The organism is Streptomyces sp. KR80 (genome assembly GCF_052245555.1).
Classification (GTDB): domain Bacteria; phylum Actinomycetota; class Actinomycetes; order Streptomycetales; family Streptomycetaceae; genus Streptomyces.
In genome coordinates this window covers 28,770-50,061 of the sequence record NZ_JBQQCD010000020.1, presented here as the reverse complement: position 1 = coordinate 50,061, position 21,292 = coordinate 28,770, and the positions used below count along the sequence as shown (strand labels likewise).

Below are 21,292 nucleotides of genomic sequence, written 5' to 3'. Positions count from 1 at the left end.
CCCCGTAGCCGCCGACCGGCGGCCTGCGGCGCGGCTCCGGGGTCCCCCGCACAGCCCGTGCGCGATGGGTGCGACGGGCTCAATCACCCCGCCGGGAGCCACCGAGGCCGACGGCGCCGGACCGTACTCGTGGTCGTCATGGTCGCCGCCCTGCTCGTGCTGTTCCCCGCGGGGGGCGTCGCGCCGGCCACGGCCGCAGACGGCCCCACCGTCACCCTGTCGAAGCAGGAGGCCGGCACGGGCGGCACGATCACCGTCAGCGGTGCGGGCTGGCGCCCTGATGCGCTGCTCATGATCCTCATCTGCGGCCAGAACATGATCGGCGGCACGAACGCCTGCGCCAACGCCGACGGCCGCGCCGTCACCACCCGTTCCGACGGTCGCTTCAGCAAGAAGCTGCCGGTCGCCGAACCGCCCGAACCGTGTCCCTGCGTCGTCCACGTGGCCACCGTGACCGGTGAAACGGCGGCTGTGGACGAGGAGTTCGTGGTCGCCGGCCACCCCGTCGAGCCGCTGCCGCAGGAGGAGGGCACGGGCCGGATCGCGGTGTTCGCCGCGCGGTTGGACGGGTCGAGCGGGCTGCTCACCTGGTTCGGGGCCCCGCCCCAGCGGCAGCTCGTGCTGACCGTCGGCAACCTCGGGTCGGCACCGGTCCGGAATCCGATCTTCCAAGTCGGCACCTCGCACGGTGTCTTCGCGCCGCGCTGGGAGGAGCAGCAGTGGCGGGGAACCGTGCCCGCAGGCAGAAAGGCGCAGATCAGACTGCCGGTCGAGCTCTCCGCGGGCGCACACGGGGACTATCTGGTGTCGCTCAAATACCAGGGCAAGGTGCTCACCGAGCAGCCGTGGGGCGTCGGCCGCCCCTGGGGCGTCACCCTCTTCTGGGCGCTGCTGTTCATCGTCGTCCCGGCGGCCGTCTTCCGGATCGGCATGGCGATCGTCGACCACGTCCGGCCGCGCAGGCCGCCACCCGCTCCGGACGCCCCGGGCCCTACGGCCTCCCGCGCGCCGTCCGATGAGCGCCCGCGCGCCGGCCGTACCGCGCCAGGACCGGAGCTCGCGTGGCACGACGAACCGAGCCGGCCCGATCTGTCCTGGCCGGACTCGGACGAGCCTCCGGGAGAGCAGGCTCCGCCCCAGGCTCCGCCCGCACATGCTTCCGCACCGTCAGATGACCGTCCCCCGTCGAAAGGAACCCCGTGAGCAGACAACGGAGGGTGAGCGCGGCCGGTGTCGCGCTGATGCTCGGCGGTGCAGGGCTGCTGTTCGCCGCAAGCCCGGCGCATGCCGCGGAGGTGTCGTTCGCGACAGAGTGCATTCCGCCCCCGATCTCCGGCCGGCCGCCGGTGCAGGGCACCACGAAAGTGGACGTGAAGGCTCCGGCGACGGCGAAGGTCGGGGACACCGTGGAGGTGGTCTGGACGACAGTGCAGGCCGCTTCCAAGAACCCGGACGTCATCGACCTAGAGAAGGACACCGTCAAGCCGACCGGGAAGATCACGGTCGGCGGAGTCCAGAGCGGTGAACTGGCCATGGAGGGGCCACGGCAGAATCCGCCGATCCCCAAGAACAGCCCCATGGTCCTCTCCGAGATGAAGGGCACGCTGAAGCTGGAGAAGGCGGGTGAGGTGACGCTGACACCCGGCTTCTACAACATCAACGTCAGCAAGCCGGTGTCGACGGACACCAAGTGCTCCCCGAAGGAGACGGTGAAGCCCGCGGTCACCATCGCGGTGACGGACGGCGGCGGTGACACCGGCGGTACGAGCACCGGCGGTACGACCAACGGCGGTACGAGCAGCGGCGGAACAACGTCCGGTGGCTCGGCGTCGGGCGGCGACGACAGCGGCGGATCCACCACCGGCGGTGGCTCGAGCGGTGGCACCAGCGGGGGCTCCGCCGGTTCCAGCGGCGGTGGAGGCGACCCCGACGGCACGGCGTACACGGGCAAGGAGGTCCTGGTCCCGTACGAGTGCAAGACCCCGATCGGCGACAAGAAGGCGACCTCCCCGGTCCAGATCAACGGCAAGAAGAGCGGGGGCAGCTTCGACCTCACCGTGAAGTTCAAGAAGTCGGTGATGGACAGCCCGGCCGACATCCCCGCGGACTCCGTCAAGCCCTCGATGGAGGTCAAGCTGGGCGGCGCCGACAAGGGCTTCGTCCACGTCGAGGGCCCGACCAACAAGGAGCCCATCAAGAACGGCGATCCCATCGCGATCCCGGATCTCAAGGGCACCTACAAGCCCGGCGCGGACGGCAGGACGACGCTCACCCCCGGCGTGCTGACCGTCAAGGCCCTCGGCACGACCACCACCTGCACTCCTGCCAAGGACCCCGGCCCCTCGCTCGAGTTGGACACCGCCGCTCAGCCGGGCGGTGCCGCGGGCGGGAGCAGTACGGGCGGCGGCACCGGCGGCACGGCAGGCGGCTCGTCGTCCTCGGGCGGCGGCCTCGCCGAGACGGGCGCGAGCGACCACGGCGGCCTGCAGGCCCTGGCCATGGTGGCGGGCACCGTCATCCTGCTCGGCGGTGCGGTCTTCACCCTGACCCCCTGGAGCAGGCTGCGCGGCACCCGCTGAGAGTTCCCGCGAGAACATGCAAGGGCCGCCGCACCGATCGGTGCGGCGGCCCTCGTCATGCCGTGCGGTGGTGCCTCAGTGCACGCCGGGGGCGGTGCCTCAGTGCACGCCGCCCATCAGCTGCTGGACCCGCTTGCGGTACATGTACACCGCGACGCCGGCCAGCGCGGCCAGGAGCGCCTCCAGGGTGATGACGCCCGTACCGTTCAGGTCGACGCCCGCCAGGGACAGCAGCCCGGTGGTGCAGTCGCCGGCGGTGACGGCGAGGAACCAGACCCCCATCGTCTGGCCGGCGTACTTCGCCGGTGCCATCTTCGTGGTGACGGAGAGGCCGACCGGCGAGAGGCAGAGTTCACCGATGGTCTGAATCATTTGGAGTGCTCTCCCGGCTGAGGCGGGAGATTCCCACCTACCTTGCGGTGGCGGGCTTGACGCGACGAGCGCGCCTGACGACTGCCCTCCCGGCAGCCGGGATGAGCGCGAGGCCCATCCGGTACAGGTACAAGGTGTTCCGGGCTGCGTTGTGATCGGCGTTGCCGGACCAGCCGCAGTTGGGGTTCTTGCACACGAACACGGCCTGGGACTCCCGGCTGCCCGGTGTGATGAAACCACAGGCCGAGCAGCGCTGGGAGGTGCCGGGAGCGGGAACCTTGTGGAGGGAGCCACCGCTAGCCTCACATGCGCGGCGGCCGCCACGTCGTTGATCACCTGCATGCGCACTTGATCGTTCTCGACACGTGCCAGCACAGGGCATTCAACGCCGAGATGCTCACGAGGTGCGAGGAGATCACGCGGGAGATGTGCACGGCCCCGGCCTACAGGCCAATGACTGTCCGAGGCCGGTCGTTCCGGCCCGAGCACAGAAAGGGAGACCTTCGATGTGGTCGACATCGCAAGGTCCCCAGTTGGTGCTATCGGACGCTTCGACACCTTACGTCATACCTGGGCGGTATATGGAAGGACTTGAGAGGTGGATCACAAGTGGATCAGGAACGACGTGACTCTTTCGAAGGTAGCCGACGTTCATCAGTCGCATACCGCAGGGTCTCGTCAGCACGCCCCGCCCCACCACCTGTGCGGACTACCATCACCCCATGACCCGAGTACTGCTCGCCGAGGATGACGCGTCCATCTCGGAGCCGCTCGCCCGTGCTCTGCGCCGCGAGGGATACGAGGTCGAGGTGCGGGAGGACGGTCCCGGCGCTCTCGACGCCGGCGTCCAGGGAGGCGTCGACCTGCTCGTCCTCGACCTCGGCCTGCCGGGCATGGACGGTCTCGAGGTCTGCCGCCGGCTTCGCACGGAGGGCCAGGGCTTCCCGGTGCTGGTGCTCACCGCCCGCGCCGACGAGGTGGACACGGTCGTCGGTCTCGACGCCGGTGCCGACGACTACGTCACCAAGCCCTTCCGGCTGGCCGAGCTGCTCGCCCGGGTACGCGCCCTGCTGCGCCGCGGTGCCGTCGAGTCGCAGCAGGCCCCGGCCACCCACGGCGTACGGATCGACGTCGAGTCGCACCGAGCCTGGATGGGGGAGGAGGAGCTGCAGCTCACCGCCAAGGAGTTCGACCTGCTCCGGGTCCTCGTACGGGACGCCGGCCGAGTCGTCACCCGCGACCAGCTGATGCGCGAGGTCTGGGACACCACGTGGTGGTCCTCCACCAAGACCCTCGACATGCACATCTCTTGGCTGCGCAGAAAGCTCGGTGACGACGCCGCGAACCCGCGCTACATCGCCACGGTCCGCGGGGTCGGTTTCCGATTCGAGAAGAGCTAGTGCCTGCCGGGCGGGAGGCGGCGATGCGACGGGATCGGGTACCGAGCGGTGGTGAACCGCGCCGCGTTCTGCCCGGGGGCCGCCCCCGGATTCGTATGACCCCTGCCCGGAGAGCACATTGCGCCGCCGTCTGATCCACTCCACGCTCGCCGTGGTCCTCGTGGTGATCGCCGTCTTCGGTGTCTCGCTCGTGATCGTCGAGACCCGGACGATCGAGCAGAGCGCCCAGGAGAGCGTGGACTCCGAGGCCGTGCGCCTGGTGAGCATCGTCGAGAGCCGGCTGCTCGGGGGCGAACGGATCGCCTCGCAGGTGCTGCGCGATCAGATCACTCCCGAGCGCTTTGCCCGCATCGAGCTTCCGGGCCGCCGTCCCATCGACATCGGTGAGCGCCCGGCCGGCGATGTCATCGAGGCCAAGGAGACCGGCGAGCAGGGCGAGACGGTCACCGTCCAGGAGTCCTCGGCGACCGTCAGCGAGGAGATTGGCCGCACCCTGCTGATCATCCTTGCGGTCGCGCTGCTCGCCGTCGGGGCCGCCGTGCTGCTCGCCCTCCGGCAGGCACACCGGCTCACCGCACCGCTCACCGATCTCGCCGAGACGGCGGAGCGGCTGGGCTCGGGTGACCCCCGACCGCGCCACCGGCGGTACGGGGTGCCGGAGCTGGACCGGGTCGCCGACGTGCTCGACGCGAGTGCCGAGCGGATCGGGCGGATGCTGACGGCCGAACGGCGGCTCGCCGCCGACGCCTCCCACCAGTTGAGGACGCCGCTGACCGCGCTCTCCATGCGGCTGGAGGAGATCTCCGCGACGGACGACCTCGGGACGGTCAAGGAGGAGGCGATGATCGCGCTCGGCCAGGTCGAACGCCTCACCGACGTGGTGCAACGACTGCTCACCAACTCCAGGGATCCGCGCACCGGTTCGGCCATCGGCTTCGACCTCGACGAGGTGGTCAAGCAGCAGATCGAGGAGTGGCGGCCGGCCTATCGGAGCGCTGGACGGGCCATTGTCCGCTCGGGCAAGAAGGGGTTGCGGGCGGTCGGCACCCCGGGGGCGGTCGCCCAGGTACTGGCGACGCTGATCGAGAACTCGCTGATGCACGGCGCGGGCCCGGTGGCCATCCGGACCCGGGTCACCGGCAACCAGGTGGTCGTGGAGGTCACGGACGCGGGTCCGGGCGTCCCGCCGGATCTCGGCGCGCGGGTCTTCGAACGGACGGTGAGTGGGCGGAACTCCACGGGGCTGGGTCTCGCGGTCGCCCGCGACCTGGCGGAGGCGGACGGCGGACGGCTGGAGCTGCTGCAGCAGAAGCCACCCGTCTTCGCACTCTTCTTGAGCTGCGATACGGGCACCTCTTGAGGCACCCCCAGCGGTAACGGGGGAGGTAGTCCCCCTGAGCCCAAGCCCGGGTGGGGGATGGACGCGGCCCTACTTCAGGCGATTGACCCGGTACTGGGGGTCGGAGAGCAGCGCGTCCTCCTCCAGGAACGATTCAGCGGTCTCGACGGCCTCGTGCCCGGGCAGCGTGCGGAACACCCAGGTCCGGTACGACCAGAAGCGGAACACCGAGGCGATGCCGAGCCCGATGACGTTCTTGGCGACGTTGTCGGCCACGGTCGAGGTGAAGCCGAGGCCGTAGTGCGAGATGGCCAGGATGCCGTTCTCGATGACCAGGCCGACGCCGCTGAAGAGGAAGAAGAGGGTGAGCTCGCGGGTGCGCCGGGATCGATTGCTGTCCCGGTAGGTCCAGTAGCGGTTGCCGATGTAGTTCGTGCAGATCGCGACGAACGTGGAGATCACCCCGGAGCGCACCACGGCCAGGCCGATGGCGTGTACGCAGAGGTTGAAGACCACGAAGTTGACCAGGGACCCGACCGCCCCGACCGTTCCGAACTTCGCCAGCTCGCGGATCAGCTGCCTCAGCCGCGAACGCAGTGTGCGCCGTTCACCCATAGTGATCGTGTTAACTCCGTCGTTGGCGTGGGTCGGTCTGGTCCCGGGCGCCCCATGCTATCCAGCGGCTCCCCGCCCCGTTGCCGGGACACCCGGGCGGCCACCCGCGCAGAGCACCGGGCGGGATCTGGAGGATCCTCCAAGGGGAGAACGGGCGCAGTGTCCGCCGACGGATACCCTAGGCAGGTGACATTCCCGGTAGTCGGCATGGTCGGCGGTGGCCAGCTCGCCCGTATGACCCATGAGGCGGGCATCTCCCTCGGCCTGAGATTCAAGCTCCTCAGCGACAGTCCGCAGGACTCGGCGGCCCAGGTCGTGAACGAGGTCGTGGTCGGCGACTATCACGACCTCGAGACCCTTCGTGCGTTCGCACAAGGCTGCGATGTGATCACCTTCGATCACGAGCATGTGCCGACCGAGCACCTGCACGCCCTGGAGGCGGACGGCTTCGTCATCCGCCCCGGGATCGAGGCTCTGATCCACGCCCAGGACAAGGGCGTGATGCGGGCCAGGCTCGACGCGATCGGCGTGCCGTGCCCCCGGCACAGGATCGTCACCGACCCGGAGGACGTCGTCCGCTTCGCGCAGGAGGGGGTGTCTGCCGGCGGAACAGGAGACGGATTCCCGGTCGTCCTCAAGACCGTGCGCGGCGGCTACGACGGCAAGGGCGTGTGGATCGTCCACCGTGCGGAGGAGGCACGGGACCCCTTCCGCGCCGGGGTACCGGTCCTGGCCGAGGAGAAGGTCGACTTCGTCCGCGAGCTGGCCGCCAACGTCGTCCGCTCCCCCAGCGGCCAGGCCGTCGCCTACCCCGTCGTCGAGTCCATCCAGGTCGACGGCGTGTGCGACACCGTGATCGCCCCCGCCCCCGGCCTCTCCGAGGAACTGTCGCTCCAGGCGCAGCAGCTGGCCCTGACCGTCGCCGAGGAGCTGGGCGTGGTCGGGCATCTCGCGGTCGAGCTGTTCGAGACCCGCGGCGACGACGGCACTGCGGGGATTCTGGTCAACGAACTGGCGATGCGCCCGCACAACTCCGGGCACTGGACTCAGGACGGCGCCGTCACCTCGCAGTTCGCCAACCACGTACGGGCCGTACTCGACCTGCCGCTCGGCGACCCCCGTCCTCGTGCCACCTGGACGGTGATGACCAATGTCCTCGGCGGCGACTACCCCGACATGTACTCCGCGTATCTGCACTGCATGGCCCGCGACCCGCAGCTGAAGATCCACATGTACGGCAAGGACGTGAAGCCCGGCCGTAAGGTCGGCCACGTCAACACCTACGGCGACGACCTGGCCGACGTGCGCGAGCGCGCCCGCCACGCCGCCGACTACCTGCGCGGCACCGTCGTCGAATAGGAGAGCCCCAGATGAGCAGCGCCCAGCCGGCCGGCCACCACCCCGGTACGAGCCCTGACGCGCCCCCTTCCTCGCGCGTCGTCGGCATCGTGATGGGCTCCGACTCCGACTGGCCGGTGATGGAAGCCGCCGCCGAGGCGCTCGACGAGTTCGAGGTGCCCTACGAGGTCGATGTCGTCTCGGCCCACCGCATGCCGCGCGAGATGATCGCGTACGGGGAGCAGGCGGCGGACCGCGGTCTCAAGGCGATCATCGCGGGCGCGGGAGGCGCCGCGCATCTGCCGGGCATGCTCGCCTCCGTCACCCCGCTCCCGGTGATCGGCGTCCCGGTGCCGCTCAAGCACCTCGACGGCATGGACAGCCTGCTCTCCATCGTCCAGATGCCCGCGGGGGTGCCCGTCGCCACCGTGTCCGTCGCGGGCGCCCGCAACGCGGGCCTGCTCGCCGTACGGATGCTGGCCGCCCACGATCCCGAACTGCTCGGCCGGGTACGGCAGTTCCAGGACGAGCTGAACGACCAGGCCACCGAGAAGGGCAAGCGGCTGCGGGCCAAGGTCGACGGCAGCGCCGGCTTCGGCTTCGGCACGTAGCGGGACGGCACCCGGCCCCGCGGGCGTCGAAACCACCGCCGCGCTCCGTCGACGGCCACGCTCGTCGGCCTCGACGGCTGGCCCCGTACCCGTCGCCGAACCGGGGTGCTACGCGCGCGGGCGGCCCAGGGCGCGGTACGTCCAGCCGGCCTCGCGCCACAGCTCCGGATCCAGCGCGTTCCGGCCGTCCAGCATCCGCCGTTCCGCGACGACTTCGCCCAGCGCCGCCGGGTCCAGCTCGCGGAACTCACGCCACTCGGTGAGGTGCAGCACCACATCCGCGCCGCGCGCCGCGTCCAGCGCCGTGGGGGCGTAGCCCAGGGTGGGGAAGATCCGGCGGGCGTTGTCCATGCCCTTGGGGTCGTAGACGGTGACCTGGCCGCCCTGGAGGTGGATCTGCCCGGCGACGTTGAGCGCGGGGGAGTCCCGTACGTCGTCGGAGTCCGGCTTGAACGTCGCGCCGAGCACCGCCACCCGCTTGCCGAGAAAACCGCCCCCGCCCACTGCCTCGCGGGCCAGCTCCACCATGTGGCCACGGCGGCGCATGTTGATCGAGTCGATCTCGCGGAGGAAGGTGAGCGCCTGGTCGGCGCCCAGCTCGCCGGCCCGGGCCATGAAGGCGCGGAGGTCCTTGGGCAGGCAGCCGCCGCCGAAACCGATCCCGGCGCGCAGGAACTTCTTCCCGATCCGCTCGTCGTGTCCGATGGCCTCGGCGAGCTTCAGCACATCGCCGTCGGCCGCCTCGCACACCTCGGCCATCGCGTTGATGAACGAGATCTTGGTGGCGAGGAAGGAGTTCGCGGAGGCTTTCACGAGCTCCGCCGTCGGATAGTCGGTGACGATGAACGGCGAGCCTTCGGCGAGCGGCGCCGCGTACACCTCGCGCAGCTGCTTCTCGGCGCTCTCGCTGCGGATGCCGACGACGATCCGGTCCGGGTGGAGGGTGTCCTGGACCGCGAAGCCCTCGCGCAGGAACTCCGGGTTCCAGGCCAGCTCGGCGCCCTCGCCCACCGGGGCCAGCTCGGACAGCCGCGCGGCCAGCCGGGCCGCGCTGCCCACCGGCACGGTGGACTTGCCCACGACCAGACAGGACCGCCGCAGGTGCGGCGCCAGCTGTTCGAAGGCGCTGTCGACGTAACTCATGTCGCAGGCGTACTCGCCGTGCTTCTGCGGAGTGTTCACGCAGACGAAGTGGACGTCGCCGAACTCTCCCGCCTCCTCGTAGGAGGTGGTGAAACGCAGCCGCCCGGTGGCGCCCTCAAGCCCGGCGACGTGCTGGTGGAGCAGCTCCTCGAGCCCCGGCTCGTACATCGGGACCCGGCCGGCCGCCAGCATCTCGATCTTCTCGGGGACCACGTCGAGCCCCAACACCTCGAAGCCCAGCTCGGCCATGGCGGCGGCGTGCGTGGCGCCGAGGTATCCGGTGCCGATCACGGTGATCTTCGGGGCCATGCATGCTCCCTGGAGGTACGGGCTGGACTGCGGCACGAGCATAGTCGGGCCGCGCTCCGGGTAGGGGCCGCTCTTCAGGGAGGCAGCCGAGGGGGCGGCCCCTGCTGACGTCGCTGTCGGCAAGCTCACGTACCACGGTCCGTGGCTTCGCCCCTAGAATCGAGTTACTTAACAGTAGTTAGCGTTGTCTGGAGTGAGGACACCTTGGCGGGCTCGACTGAATTCGACCTTTACCGGCCGTCCGAGGAGCACGAGATGCTCCGCGAGTCCGTGCGCTCACTCGCCGAGGCGAAGATCGCGCCGTTCGCCGCCGAGGTGGACGAGGAGGGCCGCTTCCCGCAGGAGGCCCTGGAAGCGCTGGTCGGGAACGATCTGCATGCGGTGCACGTGCCCGAGACGTACGGCGGCGCGGGTGCGGACGCGCTGGCGACCGTGATCGTCATCGAGGAGGTGGCGCGGGTCTGTGCCTCCTCCTCCCTCATCCCGGCGGTCAACAAGCTCGGCTCGCTTCCGGTGATCCTCTCCGGCTCGGAGGAGGTGAAGAAGAGGTACCTGGCGCCGCTCGCGGCGGGCGAGGCGATGTTCTCGTACTGTCTGTCCGAGCCGGACGCGGGGTCCGACGCCGCCGGTATGAAGACCAAGGCCGTCCGGGACGGCGACACTTACGTCCTCAACGGTGTGAAGCGCTGGATCACCAACGCGGGCGTCAGCGAGTACTACACGGTCATGGCCGTGACCGACCCCGAGAAGCGCTCCAAGGGCATATCGGCCTTCGTCGTGGAGAAGTCCGACGAGGGCGTCTCCTTCGGCGCCCCGGAGAAGAAGCTCGGCATCAAGGGTTCGCCGACCCGCGAGGTCTACCTCGACAACGTCCGCATCCCCGCCGACCGCATGATCGGCGAGGAGGGCACCGGCTTCGCCACCGCGATGAAGACCCTGGACCACACCCGCATCACCATCGCGGCGCAGGCGCTGGGCATCGCCCAGGGCGCGCTGGACTACGCCAAGGGCTATGTCCAGGAGCGCAAGCAGTTCGGCAAGCCGATCGCCGACTTCCAGGGCGTCCAGTTCATGCTCGCCGACATGGCCATGAAGCTGGAGGCCGCCCGCCAGCTCACCTACGCCGCCGCGGCGAAGTCCGAGCGCGTTGCCGCCGGAGGTGAGAAGGAGGCTCTGACCTTCTTCGGCGCCGCGGCCAAGTGCTACGCCTCGGATGCCGCCATGGAGATCACCACGGACGCGGTTCAGCTGCTGGGCGGCTACGGCTACACCCGCGACTACCCGGTGGAGCGGATGATGCGCGACGCCAAGATCACCCAGATCTACGAGGGCACCAACCAGGTCCAGCGCATCGTCATGGCGCGCAACCTGCCGTAAACGCGCAACGCACGCGACCTGCCGCGGACAACGGAAAAGGCCCCGCCGACTGGCGGGGCCTTTTCAGGTCCGGTCAGTCCTCCTGGACGGTGACCGGCTCGTCGTTCTTGAGCTGCTGCACCAGCTGCTTGACCCGCGTCATGTCCCACTTGAGCGAGCCGGCCGGCGCGGGCCCGGCGATCGGCATGTTCATCGACTTGCCCTCGCCACCCGTGACGCCCTTCATCGCCCAGAACATCTCGGCCAGGTCGAACAGGCTCATCTCCTTGTCGACGACCAGGGTGTCGAGGCCCGCGCCCATGGTCGGGTAGAGCTTGAAGGGGTTGAGCACGGTGCCGGGGTTGGCGGTCTGGCTGGCCAGCGCAGAGAGGAACTTCTGCTGGTTCTTGGTGCGCTCCAGGTCGCTGCCGGCCTCCTTGCGGTTACGGACGAAGGCCAGCGCCTGCTCGCCGTTCAGCGTCTGCGTCCCCTTCTTGAAGTCCGCGCCGGAGTCCTTGTCCTTGATGTCGCGCGGGATGTTCATCTCGACGCCGCCGACCGCGTCCACGATCTTGGCGAAGCCGCCGAAGCCGATCTCCGCGTAGTGGTCGATGTGCAGACCGGTGTTGAACTCGACCGTGCGGACCAGCAGCGGGGCGCCGTCGATGGAGTAGGCCGCGTTGAGCTTGTTGCCGCCGCGGGCCGGGAAGGCCTTGCCGGACTCGGAGCCGTGGAAGGACGGGATGGTGACCCAGGAGTCGCGCGGCAGCGAGACCATGGTGTTTCCGTTGCTGCCGACATGCAGGATGATCATGGAGTCGGTGCGCTTGCCCGCCGCGGACCCGGTGTGGAGGCTCTTCTTGTCCTCGGCGGTGAGGCCGTCACGGCTGTCCGAGCCGACGATCAGGTACGTGGTGCCCTCACCGGTCTCGGGGCGTTCGTCGACCTTCGACAGGTCGACTTCGCGCCGGAGCTTGGAGTCGGCCCAGAAATAGGTGCCTATCAGGACCACGAGCAGGACGACTATCAGCGTCAGCGCGATGTTCTTGAACCGTCTGCCCCGGCCGCCCCGGCGGTCGTAGGGTCCGTCGTCGTACCCGTCGCCGTACACCTGTCCCTGTCCATACCCGTCGTCGTAGTCGTCGTAGCCCCGCGACTGCTGACTGGGGACGGCGGCCCGGCGGGGCGACATGCCCGGCGGCATCGGCGGCTCGGACGGGTAGCGCCCGCCGTAGCCTCCGTATCCGTCACCGCCGCCACGCTGCCGCATGGCGCGCGCGGACTCGGGCCTGGGGCCGGCGCCGCCGCGCCCGTACCCGTCCCTGCTGTTGCCGGTCCATCCATCGCGCCAATCGCTCATAGGGGGAAGTGTGCCTTCCGGGTCCACAGTCATACAGGGTGAGTGGCGAATCACACCTTGGCTGTAGCAGACCTGATGCAAAGCTACGAGGGAGGGGTCGGGGTGGATCGCCGCATAAGGTTGACGGCATGACCGACCAGGCAGCGCCCCCGGAAGCAACGATTCCGGGCAAGCCCACCGCAGCGTCCCGGACCACGCTGAGTCACATCATGACGGCGAGTGACACCAACCTCCTCGGGACCGTGCACGGCGGGGTGATCATGAAGCTGGTGGACGACGCGGCGGGCGCGGTCGCCGGGCGGCACTCGGGCGGGCCGGCGGTCACGGCGTCCATGGACGAGATGGTCTTCCTGGAGCCGGTCCACGTGGGCGACCTCGTCCACGTCAAGGCCCAGTGCAACTGGACCGGGCGCTCCTCCATGGAGATCGGGGTCCGGGTGCTGGCCGAGCGCTGGAACGAGTCCACGCCGCCCACGCAGGTCGGCAGCGCGTATCTCGTCTTCGCAGCCGTCGACGCGGACGGCAAGCCGCGTCCCGTGCCGCCGGTGGTACCGGAGACCGAGCAGGACAAGCGGCGCTACCAGGAGGCGCAGATCAGACGCACCCACCGGTTGGCCCGCCGCCGGGCGATCAAGGAACTCCGCGCCAAGCGAGCCGCCGAGGGCATGGGCGACTGACCCGCCCACACACCGGCGGCTACGAGCGGAGCGGCCTCAGCAGTGAGCTAGTCGCAGAGGACCTGGTCGCCCGTGATCGCCGCGATCTCGGATGAGCCATGGGCACCGTCCACGCCCACGCCCGTCCCCTGAGGCGTCGGGGACTCCGCCCGCACCCGGCGCACCCGCCGGAAGTCCGAGCCGAGTGTGACGCGCATCACCGGGCCCTGCCCGTAGACCGGCCGCAGCTCCGCCCCGGGCAGCGCGGCTGCGACCGTACGGGCCGAGCGGTCCCAGCCCGGGTCGTAGGAGACGACCGTACGGTGGACGGGCACGGCCGCGTTCCCGGGCTTATCGGTGGTGAGGAAGCCGGTGTCGCGCAACGCCCGGGTGACCCGTCGACCGAGACCGGGCCGGTCCGTGCCGTTGTCGACCTGCACGCGGACGCGTCCGGGCGGCACATCGACCAGCGCCGCGCGCTCCCGGAGCGGACGGTGGACGGCGAGCGGCCGGTCCGCTCGCAGCGCCCGGAAGAGCCGGTCGGCCTGCTTCTCGTCCCACTTCACGGTCGATCCGAGTCCCGGCACCGGGAAGCTGGGGTCCGCGATCGGCACCGAGGCGAACTCCGAGGACGCCGGGGTGAAGTGCCGCATCGCCCGGCCGAGGTCCAGCATCTTCTCCGCATCGAAACCGCGGTCCGCGCGGACGGAGCCGAGGAGGGTGGAGCTGACCTCGTTGAACCGCACCGGGTTCAGCAGCACGCCGCCGCCGGTCACCTTGTGCACGAGCGCGGCGATAAAGCGCTGCTGGCGGTGCATCCGGCCGAGGTCGGCGGCGCCGTCGACATGCCGGGAGCGGACGTACTGCAGGGCCTCGCCGCCGTTCAGCCGACTCGTGCCGGCGGGCAGGACCAGGCCGCTGTAGCGGTCCTGCATCGGCCGCGCCGTGCAGATCTCGACCCCACCGACGGCGTCGACCGTCTTCATGAAGCTGATGAAGTCCACTTCGAGGTAGTGGTCGACGTGGAGACCGGTCATGTCCTCGACCGTGCGTACGGTCAGCTGCGGCCCTCCGTGCGCATAAGCGGCGTTGATCTTCCCCGGCCGTGCGGGGACCTTCCGTCCGCTCTCCTGGTCGGTGTGCGCGGGGAACCGGACGTACGAGTCGCGCGGAATGCTGATCACGCTGGCTCGCTTCCGGTCCGCCGACAGATGCACCAGCATGATCGTGTCGGTGCAGTTGCAGGAGTCGCCGCCGAGGTGGAACGTCGCGCGCGACTGCGGGGTGAGCCGGTCCCGGCCGTCGGTGCCGACGAGCAGGACGTTGAGTCCGTCGCTCCCCCGGGGGCGGTCGTCCAGTCCCGCGAAGGGGTCGATCCGGCCGATGGCGCTGTCGAGCCCCTTGACCACCATGTGCCCGCAGCCTCCGGCCAGCAGCACCAGAGCCGACACCCCTGCGGCCAGCCGCAGCCCCCAGCGGCGCCGGGCCGGAGGTCGCCGGAGGCGGCCCCGGGGGTGCCGCCGGGGAGGGCGAGCCGGTGTGGTCAACGGGGACACCTCCGCGCGGGCTTGGCTGTGACCGGGACCACCGTAGGTCGCGGTCCATCGGGTCTTACGGCCACACGCCGCCCCCGCTCGGCCGCGTACGGGCGGGTCCTCCGTTCGCGGTAACGTGAGACGCGATACCGCGCAGCCGTACTCCGAGGACATCCCCGTGCCCGCACCCGAATCGACACCTCCGGCCGTCTCCGTGATCATGCCGGTGCTCAATGAGGAACGTCATCTGCGCGATGCGGTCCGGCACATCCTGGAGCAGGAGTACGAAGGGGAGCTCGAGGTGGTGATCGCCCTCGGCCCGTCGACGGATCGCACGGACGAGATCGCCGCCGAGCTCGTCCGCGAGACCGCGTCGAACTCCTGGGCCCGGGTCCACACCGTCCCCAACCCAACGGGCCGTACGCCCGCCGCGCTCAACGCGGCCATCAAGGCGTCCCGGCACCCGGTGGTGGTACGGGTGGACGGCCACGGCATGCTCTCCCCGGACTACATCGCCACGGCCGTCCGGCTGCTGGAGGAGACGGGCGCGCAGAACGTCGGCGGCATCATGCACGCCGAGGGCGAGAACGACTGGGAGCACGCCGTCGCCGCCGCCATGACCTCGAGGATCGGCGTGGGCAACGCGGCCTTCCACACCGGCGGCCAGGCCGGTCCGGCCGAAACCGTCTATCTCGGCGTCTTCCGCCGCGAGGCGCTGGAGCAGCAGGGCGGCTACAACGAGGAGTTCATCCGCGCCCAGGACTGGGAACTGAACTTCCGGATCCGCGAGGCGGGCGGCCTGATCTGGTTCTCACCGGAGCTCAAGGTCTCCTACCGGCCGCGGCCGACCGTGCGGGCGCTCGCCAAGCAGTACAAGAACTACGGTCGTTGGCGGCACGTCGTCGCCCGCTACCACCAGGGGTCGATCAACCTCCGCTACCTCGCCCCGCCGACCGCGCTGGCGGCGATCGTGGCTGGTCTGGTCGTCGGCGCGGCCGTTACCGCGTGGGGCTTCGTCGTCCCGGCCGGCTACCTCGCGGCCATCGCGCTGGGCTCGGTCCCCGCGGGGAAGGGCCTGCCCGCCAAGGCCCGGCTGCGGATACCCGTGGCGCTCGCCACGATGCACCTGTCGTGGGGCTGGGGTTTCCTGACGAGCCCGCGGTCCTTGGCGAAGAAGGTCATCGCCAGCCGCCGCCCGGCGGTCCTCCCCCGCTGACGTCGCGTCCCGCCAGGAGGAGTACAGGGCCGGCACCACACGGCCCGCCGCGCAACGGCCCGCCCGCGCGCGGATGGCGGACGGAGCACGGCACCGCAGCCCCCAACCCGCGCCGCGGAGTGATCCCTCGCGGCGAGCGGAGCGGCGGTGCGCGGGGCGCGAGTGTTGGGCGGAGCACGGTGCCGCGGTCTCCAACCCGCGCCGCGGAGTGATCCCTCGCGGCGAGCGGAGCGGCGGTGCGCGGGGCGCGAGTGTTGGGCGGAGCACGGCGCCGCAGTCCCCAACCCGCACCGCGGAGCGGCCCCCGCGGCGAGCGGAGCGGCGGTGCGCGGGGCGCGAGTGTTGGGCGGAGCACGGCGCCGCAGTTCCCAACCCGCATCGCGGAGTGATCCCTCGCGGCGAGCGGAGCGGCGGTGCGCGGGGCGCGAGTGTTGGGCGGAGCACGGCGCCGCAGTCCCCAACCCGCACCGCGGAGCGGCCCCCGCGGCGAGCGAAGCGGCACCACACGGTGGCCCCTACCAGACGTGCACCGGGTTCACCTTCATGCAGGCCGACGTGTCATCGCCGCCCAGTGGGTCCGCGCTCTCCGGGGCTTTGTTGTCGTCCTCTCCTCCGGAGCCGTCGGAGCCCGCGGCCTTCGGATAGGCCGTGCCCGTACGCCAGTCGGCGCCGATGACCAGAGTGATCTGCGGCACGCCCTGGGAGTGCCGCACGGCGCTCTTCGGCAGACCGAGCGCCTCGGCGACGGCCAGGGCGTCGCCGTGCAGCGACTCCTCCGGATACGAGACTGTGGTGTCCGCCCGGGACTTGGGGGTCGCGTCCGCCACGGCCCGGGTGAAGCCGAGCTGCGAGAGCCGGAAGGCGATCTCCGCGGCGCGGCCCCGCACGGCGACCTGCGCGGCCGTTCCCGTGCCGTTCTGGACGGTGACCGGGATCTCGGCCTTCGGGGCGGCCGGGTCGCTGGTCGCCGGGCTCTTCCTGGGGCTGGGCTTCTTCTTGTCCTTGCCGTCCAGCGCGACGTCGTTGCGCAGCAGTGAGAAGACCTGATCGGCGTCATCCGGCTTCGGGACGATGTGCGCGGCGTTCTGCGGGTCCGGGGCCCACGGCATGGTGGCCATGGTGATCCGGCCAGTCGGCACCCGTTTGAGATCGTTGCCGAGGTCGTAGAGCTTCTTCACCGTACCCAGGTCCTGGTCGACGGTGAGCGCTTTGGTGGCGGCTTCCGCGAGGTTTCTGAGCTTCGCCGGGTCGGTGAGCTTCGAACCGGCCTTCAGTTGCCTGACCATGGCGTTCATATACATGTGCTGGGCCTTGGCCCGGCCGATGTCGCTGCCGTCCTCGAAGCCGTGACGGGTGCGCAGCCACTGCAGGGCCTGCTTGCCCTTGACGGTCGTCTCGCCCTTCTGCAGGCGGAGTCCGGACCTGTCGTCGTACACGTTGTTGTCCACGCAGACCGGGACACCGCCGACGGCATCCGCCATGTCGACCACGCCGGCGAAGTCGATCATCATGAAGTGGTCGATCGGGATACCGGTGAGCTCTTCCCAGGTGGCGACCGTACAGCCCGGGCCGCCGTTCTGAAGGCTGGCGTTGATGGTGGCGGTGGTCTCCGGGAAGACCCTCCCGTCGTCCGTGTCGGTGCACTTGGGGATGGTCACGCGGGTGTCCCGCGGAATGCTGAGCACCGACATGTTGCTGCGGTCGGCGGAGACGTGCAGCAGCATCTGCACATCGGCGAGGGGTTTGCGGTCCGCGTCGGCGCGGGAGCCGCCGAGCCGGACGTTCTCCTTGGAGTTACGGCTGTCGGAGCCGAGGAGGAGGATGTTGAGCGGGGTCTGGCCCGAGGCGTTCGGCGGGCTCTTGTCGAGCTGCTGGTCGCCGAGGTAGAGGTCGTCCAGGCCGAGGTTGCCGTTGAGGTGCTGGTAGTAGAGGTATCCCGCTCCGGCGGTGCCGAGTATCAGCAGCGAGGCGGTAAAGGCGAACCAGCGGAGTATCCGGCGCTTGCGCCGCGGGGCGGGCCGAAGGCCGGTCGGCGCGCCCGGCCGGGGGCCGCCGGCCCGCTCGTACCGGCCGTCGTCCCAGCCCGGCTCCTCGGCCTCACGGGTGCGGCTTCGCGCCCTGGGTACGCGCACGCTGTCCTGCTGCCGCATCGGGCCTCCCCCCGGTCATCCGGTCTGCCGCACGGCCCGATGGCGGCCGTGTCACTTGGCGCAGACCTGCTTGTCGGCGTTGGCTTTCTGGAGCCCCTCCGGCGCCTTGCTGGGAGCCGTGAGCGGTACGCCGGCGCCCTTGAAGTCGCCGCCGAGCGTCAGCCGCATCGGGTCCTTCGGTGCGGCGTCCTCGGTGCCGGGCTTCAGCGCCTGGGACGACAAGCCCATCATGTCGGCGAGCCGCCGCGCCTGGTCCGCCTGGTTCGGCGCGTACTCCAGTGTGGTCTTCTTTTGTTTCGGTCCTGTGGCGTTGCCGCCGTTGCTGGATTTCAGAACACCCTCGGTGTTCTGCAGCCAGTTGACGGTCGCCTGCGCGGCTCCCAACGGCCCCCCGCCGTTGAGGATCTCCACGCGCACCTCGGACGGATCGGCCTTCGGCCCCTTCAGCTTGGCCTCTTCCTTGGCCTTCTCCTTCTTCTTCACCTCGGTGAGGGAGTTGTCCGCCCGCATCATCGCGAAGAGCTGCTCGGCGGGGGCCTTGTTGAGCACGACGGTTGCACCGTCGGTGTTGTCGAGCACCGGGACGGTGGCGAAGGTGATGTTCTTGGTGTTGACCTGGCTCAGGTTCTTGCCCAGGTCGCTGAGTTCCTTGATGCCGCCTATGGGCTTGTCGACCGTCAGCGCCTTCGTGGCGGCGGTGGCCAGGTCCCACAGCTTGCCGGCGTCGGTGAGGGTCTCGCTCGACTTCATCTTGCGGATCATCGAACTCAGAAACTGCTGCTGGACCTTGATCCGGTCCAGGTCGCCGCCGAAGCCGACCGAGGAGCGGGTCCGTACGAACGCCAGGGCCTTTTCTCCCTGAATGGTGTGCTTGCCCTTGCTCAGCTTGAGGTGCGACTTGGGGTCGTTGATGTCCTTGGCGAGGCACACGTCGACGCCACCCACCGCGGCCGTCAGCGTCTTGACCGCGTTGAAGTCGGCCATCATGAAGTGGTGCAGCTCGAGCCCCGTGAGTTTCTCGACCGTGAGCATCGTGCAGCCGGGGTCACGACCGCTCTGTCCGAGGCTCTCGTTGAAGCGCGTCTTCTGAGTTCCCGGGATGACCTTCTCCGAGCCGTCCTCCTGCTTGGTCCGGCAGTCGGGTATATCGGTGATCAGGTCACGCGGGATGCTCAGCGCGGTGGCGTTGGTGCGGTCCTCGGAGACGTGGAAGAGGATCGTGGTGTCGGCGTGACCGACGCTGCCCGCGTCGCCGTAGCCCTTGTTGCCCTTGCCCGTACGGACGTCGGTGCCGATCAGGAGGATGTTCATGGGCCCGTCGGGGATGGTGTCCCCGCTGCCGGCGTCGCCGATGTCCACGGTGCTCAGGTTGCCGTTGAAGTGCTCGTAGATGAAGTACGCCCCCGTGCACCCGGCGATCAGCAGGAAGGCCATGACCCCGCCGGTCCAGTGCAGCGCCTTCTTCTTGCCCGTGGGCTTCGGCTTCGGGCGGCGGCGGCTCGTGGTGGGCGGAGGAGTGCCCCGGCCGGCCCGGCGGCTGCGCTGAGGCGGCACCTCGCGGTGGCCCTGTGTGTCCCGTCCGGGCGAAGCGTTGCGAGAGGCTCTTCTGGCGGCCGCACGTTGCTGGGTGGGGGGAGGCGACTGCTCTGCGGAGGGGGTCAGCCGCAGCCGGTAGTCACCGGTGTTGGGGTCGAAGACCCACTGATCGGCGGGGTCGATGTCGCCCGCTCGCCCACGTCCTTGCGCGTCCACGGTTGCTTGTGTCCTCCGTCGGTGCCACGCGGCGCCTCCCCCTCAAGGCGCTCCTTCAGCCGTCCTCGGGTGCTCAACCGACGAGGTCGAGCGCACCGGATCGCTCACCCTATCCGCCCAGTTCAACCTCAAACGACGCCGGTGACAAATTCCACTCCTTACAACTGGGCAATTCATCCCATTCTTTTCAGAACTTTTGTAGTCCTGATGTGACACCTTTGCCCTGACTCATCCACACATGTTCAGAGCTGCGGTGGTCCCGCGGTAGGTGGGGGTCGGCTCGCCGCTGGGGGCGTCCGAGGCGGCGTTCTCGTCCCGGTTCATCGTCTCGAGCTCGCTGTCGGGCGATCTGTGGCCGGCGGCCTCGGCCCGGCGGCTGTGCGGCTCCACCGTCACCTCGAGGTCGTTGCGCAGCAGGTTGAACAGCTGGGCGGCAGCGGGTTGTACGAGTTCGTCCCGGTTTGCGTTGAGTGAGTAGGGGCGGCGCGGCATCGTCAGGAACCGGACCTGATCGGCTGGGACCCCGCGCAGGCTGCGCACCAGCTCGTACAGCTCGCGGAGCGAATCGAGGCCCGGGTCCGTGGTGAGGGAGGAGGTCATGGCGTCCAGCACCGGGTAGAGCTTGGTGGGGTTCAGCAGTACGCCGTCGCTCTGCACCTTCTTCACCAGCGAGCCGAGGAACTGCTGCTGCCGGTCCATGCGCTCGGTGTCGCTGCCGTTGCCGATGCTGTAGCGGGCGCGGACGTAGCCCAGTGCCTGTTCGCCGTCCAGCTTCTGCCGGCCGGCGGGCAGCTCCAGGTGTGCCTCGGCGTCGTCGATCGGGTCCTTCAGGCAGACGTCGACGCCGTCCACGGCGTCCACCATCTTCGTGAAGCCGGCGAAGTCCACGATCATGTGGTGATCGATCCTGATGCCGGTCAGATTCTCCGCGGTACGGATCGTGCAGGCGGGCCCGGCCAGCTCGAACGCGGTGTTGAACTGCGCGAACCGCGGCTCGGTCTCCTTGCCTTCCCGGTTCAGGCAGGCCGGGATGTCGGTCATCAGGTCGCGGGGGATGCTGACGGCGGTGGCGCTCTTCCGGTCCGCTGCGAGGTGCAGCAGGATCGTGGTGTCCGAACGCTGGGTGCCGGTGTCCCGGCCGTACTTGCCGTTGTCGTCGGCCCGGGTGTCGGAGCCGATGAGCAGGATGTTCTCGGCATTGTGGACCATCGACGCGGGGCGCTCGGCCTCGTACCGCTTCAGCTCCTCGGCCGTGCCCGTGTCCGTGGTGATGTTCCCTTCGAGCTTCCGGTACATCATCCAGCCGACTCCGGCCGCCGCGAGCACGGCCAGCGAGACCGCGAGCGCCCCCCACCGCACAGCGCGGCGTCGGGGGCGCTCCGGATCCCGCGGCGTGTCCGGTTCGCTCGGCACGTCCGGCCCCTGGGGTGCATCCGACTCCCGCGGGGCGTCCGCGGCCGCGGACGGGCCGCCCGGCGGATCCGCGGCGGCGGAGTCCCCCTGGGCGTCGGGCGTGCCAGCAGTGTCCGTCACGTGTGGTCCATTCCTCATGGAGTCAGGC

Annotated in this window: 16 protein-coding genes and 2 pseudogenes; 9 read left to right on the top strand and 9 right to left on the bottom strand. The window is 69.9% G+C overall.

Annotated features, from left to right (window positions below):
• Window positions 1-138 precede the first annotated feature (138 nt).
• Both ACTWQI_RS24415 and ACTWQI_RS24410 read left to right on the top strand, forming a co-directional pair.
• Window positions 139-1,203, top strand: a complete 1,065-nt coding sequence (locus ACTWQI_RS24415; protein ID WP_443273828.1) for a neocarzinostatin apoprotein domain-containing protein — start codon at window positions 139-141, stop codon at window positions 1,201-1,203.
• 38 nt (window positions 1,204-1,241) lie between these two features.
• Window positions 1,242-2,579, top strand: a complete 1,338-nt coding sequence (locus ACTWQI_RS24410; RefSeq protein WP_443273826.1) for a hypothetical protein — start codon at window positions 1,242-1,244, stop codon at window positions 2,577-2,579.
• A 99-nt stretch (window positions 2,580-2,678) separates the two neighbouring features.
• Here the strand turns inward: ACTWQI_RS24410 and ACTWQI_RS24405 are convergent.
• Window positions 2,679-2,960, bottom strand: a pseudogene (locus ACTWQI_RS24405) (MFS transporter); the annotation flags it as partial.
• Between the two features lie 28 nt (window positions 2,961-2,988).
• Window positions 2,989-3,246 (bottom strand): annotated as a pseudogene (locus ACTWQI_RS24400) (zinc ribbon domain-containing protein); the annotation flags it as partial.
• 427 nt (window positions 3,247-3,673) lie between these two features.
• On the opposite strand from ACTWQI_RS24400, the gene ACTWQI_RS24395 reads away from it, so the two are divergent.
• Both ACTWQI_RS24395 and ACTWQI_RS24390 read left to right on the top strand, forming a co-directional pair.
• Window positions 3,674-4,351, top strand: coding sequence for a response regulator transcription factor (locus ACTWQI_RS24395; RefSeq protein WP_443273738.1), 678 nt, complete (start codon window positions 3,674-3,676; stop codon window positions 4,349-4,351).
• A 118-nt stretch (window positions 4,352-4,469) separates the two neighbouring features.
• Entirely contained in the window at window positions 4,470-5,711 is a 1,242-nt protein-coding gene (locus tag ACTWQI_RS24390; protein ID WP_443273736.1) for an ATP-binding protein, read from the top strand.
• A 69-nt stretch (window positions 5,712-5,780) separates the two neighbouring features.
• Here the strand turns inward: ACTWQI_RS24390 and ACTWQI_RS24385 are convergent, their stop codons facing one another.
• Window positions 5,781-6,305 (bottom strand): GtrA family protein, encoded by a 525-nt coding sequence (locus ACTWQI_RS24385; RefSeq protein ID WP_443273735.1) that lies wholly within the window; start codon window positions 6,303-6,305, stop codon window positions 5,781-5,783.
• Between the two features lie 186 nt (window positions 6,306-6,491).
• On the opposite strand from ACTWQI_RS24385, the gene ACTWQI_RS24380 reads away from it, so the two are divergent.
• On the top strand, window positions 6,492-7,664 hold the full coding sequence (locus ACTWQI_RS24380; protein WP_443273733.1) for a 5-(carboxyamino)imidazole ribonucleotide synthase: 1,173 nt from the start codon (window positions 6,492-6,494) through the stop codon (window positions 7,662-7,664).
• 11 nt (window positions 7,665-7,675) lie between these two features.
• Window positions 7,676-8,254, top strand: coding sequence for a 5-(carboxyamino)imidazole ribonucleotide mutase (gene purE, locus ACTWQI_RS24375; protein ID WP_443273731.1), 579 nt, complete (start codon window positions 7,676-7,678; stop codon window positions 8,252-8,254).
• A gap of 108 nt (window positions 8,255-8,362) precedes the next feature.
• On the opposite strand, the gene ACTWQI_RS24370 is transcribed toward purE, so the two are convergent.
• Window positions 8,363-9,706, bottom strand: a complete 1,344-nt coding sequence (locus ACTWQI_RS24370; RefSeq protein ID WP_443273730.1) for a UDP-glucose dehydrogenase family protein — start codon at window positions 9,704-9,706, stop codon at window positions 8,363-8,365.
• A 204-nt stretch (window positions 9,707-9,910) separates the two neighbouring features.
• Between ACTWQI_RS24370 and ACTWQI_RS24365 the strand changes: the two genes are divergently transcribed.
• A complete protein-coding gene (locus ACTWQI_RS24365) occupies window positions 9,911-11,083 on the top strand; it encodes an acyl-CoA dehydrogenase family protein (protein WP_443273728.1) in 1,173 nt (390 codons plus the stop codon).
• 73 nt (window positions 11,084-11,156) lie between these two features.
• On the opposite strand, the gene ACTWQI_RS24360 is transcribed toward ACTWQI_RS24365, so the two are convergent.
• Window positions 11,157-12,422, bottom strand: a complete 1,266-nt coding sequence (locus ACTWQI_RS24360; RefSeq protein WP_443273726.1) for an LCP family protein — start codon at window positions 12,420-12,422, stop codon at window positions 11,157-11,159.
• A 128-nt stretch (window positions 12,423-12,550) separates the two neighbouring features.
• On the opposite strand from ACTWQI_RS24360, the gene ACTWQI_RS24355 reads away from it, so the two are divergent.
• Window positions 12,551-13,099, top strand: a complete 549-nt coding sequence (locus tag ACTWQI_RS24355) for an acyl-CoA thioesterase (RefSeq protein WP_443273725.1) — start codon at window positions 12,551-12,553, stop codon at window positions 13,097-13,099.
• 47 nt (window positions 13,100-13,146) lie between these two features.
• On the opposite strand, the gene ACTWQI_RS24350 is transcribed toward ACTWQI_RS24355, so the two are convergent.
• Entirely contained in the window at window positions 13,147-14,625 is a 1,479-nt protein-coding gene (locus ACTWQI_RS24350; RefSeq protein WP_443273723.1) for an LCP family protein, read from the bottom strand.
• A 208-nt stretch (window positions 14,626-14,833) separates the two neighbouring features.
• On the opposite strand from ACTWQI_RS24350, the gene ACTWQI_RS24345 reads away from it, so the two are divergent.
• Window positions 14,834-15,829, top strand: a complete 996-nt coding sequence (locus ACTWQI_RS24345) for a glycosyltransferase family 2 protein (protein WP_443273824.1) — start codon at window positions 14,834-14,836, stop codon at window positions 15,827-15,829.
• 515 nt (window positions 15,830-16,344) lie between these two features.
• On the opposite strand, the gene ACTWQI_RS24340 is transcribed toward ACTWQI_RS24345, so the two are convergent.
• From ACTWQI_RS24340 to ACTWQI_RS24330, 3 genes are all read right to left on the bottom strand, one after another.
• Window positions 16,345-17,979 (bottom strand): LCP family protein, encoded by a 1,635-nt coding sequence (locus tag ACTWQI_RS24340; protein ID WP_443273721.1) that lies wholly within the window; start codon window positions 17,977-17,979, stop codon window positions 16,345-16,347.
• Window positions 17,980-18,030: 51 nt separating this feature from the next.
• Window positions 18,031-19,731, bottom strand: coding sequence for an LCP family protein (locus ACTWQI_RS24335; RefSeq protein ID WP_443273720.1), 1,701 nt, complete (start codon window positions 19,729-19,731; stop codon window positions 18,031-18,033).
• 228 nt (window positions 19,732-19,959) lie between these two features.
• The gene (locus ACTWQI_RS24330; protein ID WP_443273718.1) at window positions 19,960-21,264 is read right to left on the bottom strand and encodes an LCP family protein; all 1,305 of its coding nucleotides are present in this window, start codon (window positions 21,262-21,264) and stop codon (window positions 19,960-19,962) included.
• Between the last annotated feature and the right edge of the window lie 28 nt (window positions 21,265-21,292).

What these genes read in the sequence shown, in the direction of transcription:
- ACTWQI_RS24415 (WP_443273828.1), top strand. Translation starts at nt 139, where the DNA reads ATGGTCGCCGCCCTGCTCGTGCTGTTCCCCGCGGGGGGCGTCGCGCCG.
- ACTWQI_RS24360 (WP_443273726.1), bottom strand. Translation starts at nt 12,422, where the DNA reads ATGAGCGATTGGCGCGATGGATGGACCGGCAACAGCAGGGACGGGTAC.
- ACTWQI_RS24345 (WP_443273824.1), top strand. Translation starts at nt 14,834, where the DNA reads ATGCCGGTGCTCAATGAGGAACGTCATCTGCGCGATGCGGTCCGGCAC.
- ACTWQI_RS24355 (WP_443273725.1), top strand. Translation starts at nt 12,551, where the DNA reads ATGACCGACCAGGCAGCGCCCCCGGAAGCAACGATTCCGGGCAAGCCC.
- ACTWQI_RS24370 (WP_443273730.1), bottom strand. Translation starts at nt 9,706, where the DNA reads ATGGCCCCGAAGATCACCGTGATCGGCACCGGATACCTCGGCGCCACG.
- ACTWQI_RS24340 (WP_443273721.1), bottom strand. Translation starts at nt 17,979, where the DNA reads ATGCGGCAGCAGGACAGCGTGCGCGTACCCAGGGCGCGAAGCCGCACC.
- ACTWQI_RS24410 (WP_443273826.1), top strand. Translation starts at nt 1,242, where the DNA reads ATGCTCGGCGGTGCAGGGCTGCTGTTCGCCGCAAGCCCGGCGCATGCC.
- purE (WP_443273731.1), top strand. Translation starts at nt 7,676, where the DNA reads ATGAGCAGCGCCCAGCCGGCCGGCCACCACCCCGGTACGAGCCCTGAC.
- ACTWQI_RS24385 (WP_443273735.1), bottom strand. Translation starts at nt 6,305, where the DNA reads ATGGGTGAACGGCGCACACTGCGTTCGCGGCTGAGGCAGCTGATCCGC.
- ACTWQI_RS24395 (WP_443273738.1), top strand. Translation starts at nt 3,674, where the DNA reads ATGACCCGAGTACTGCTCGCCGAGGATGACGCGTCCATCTCGGAGCCG.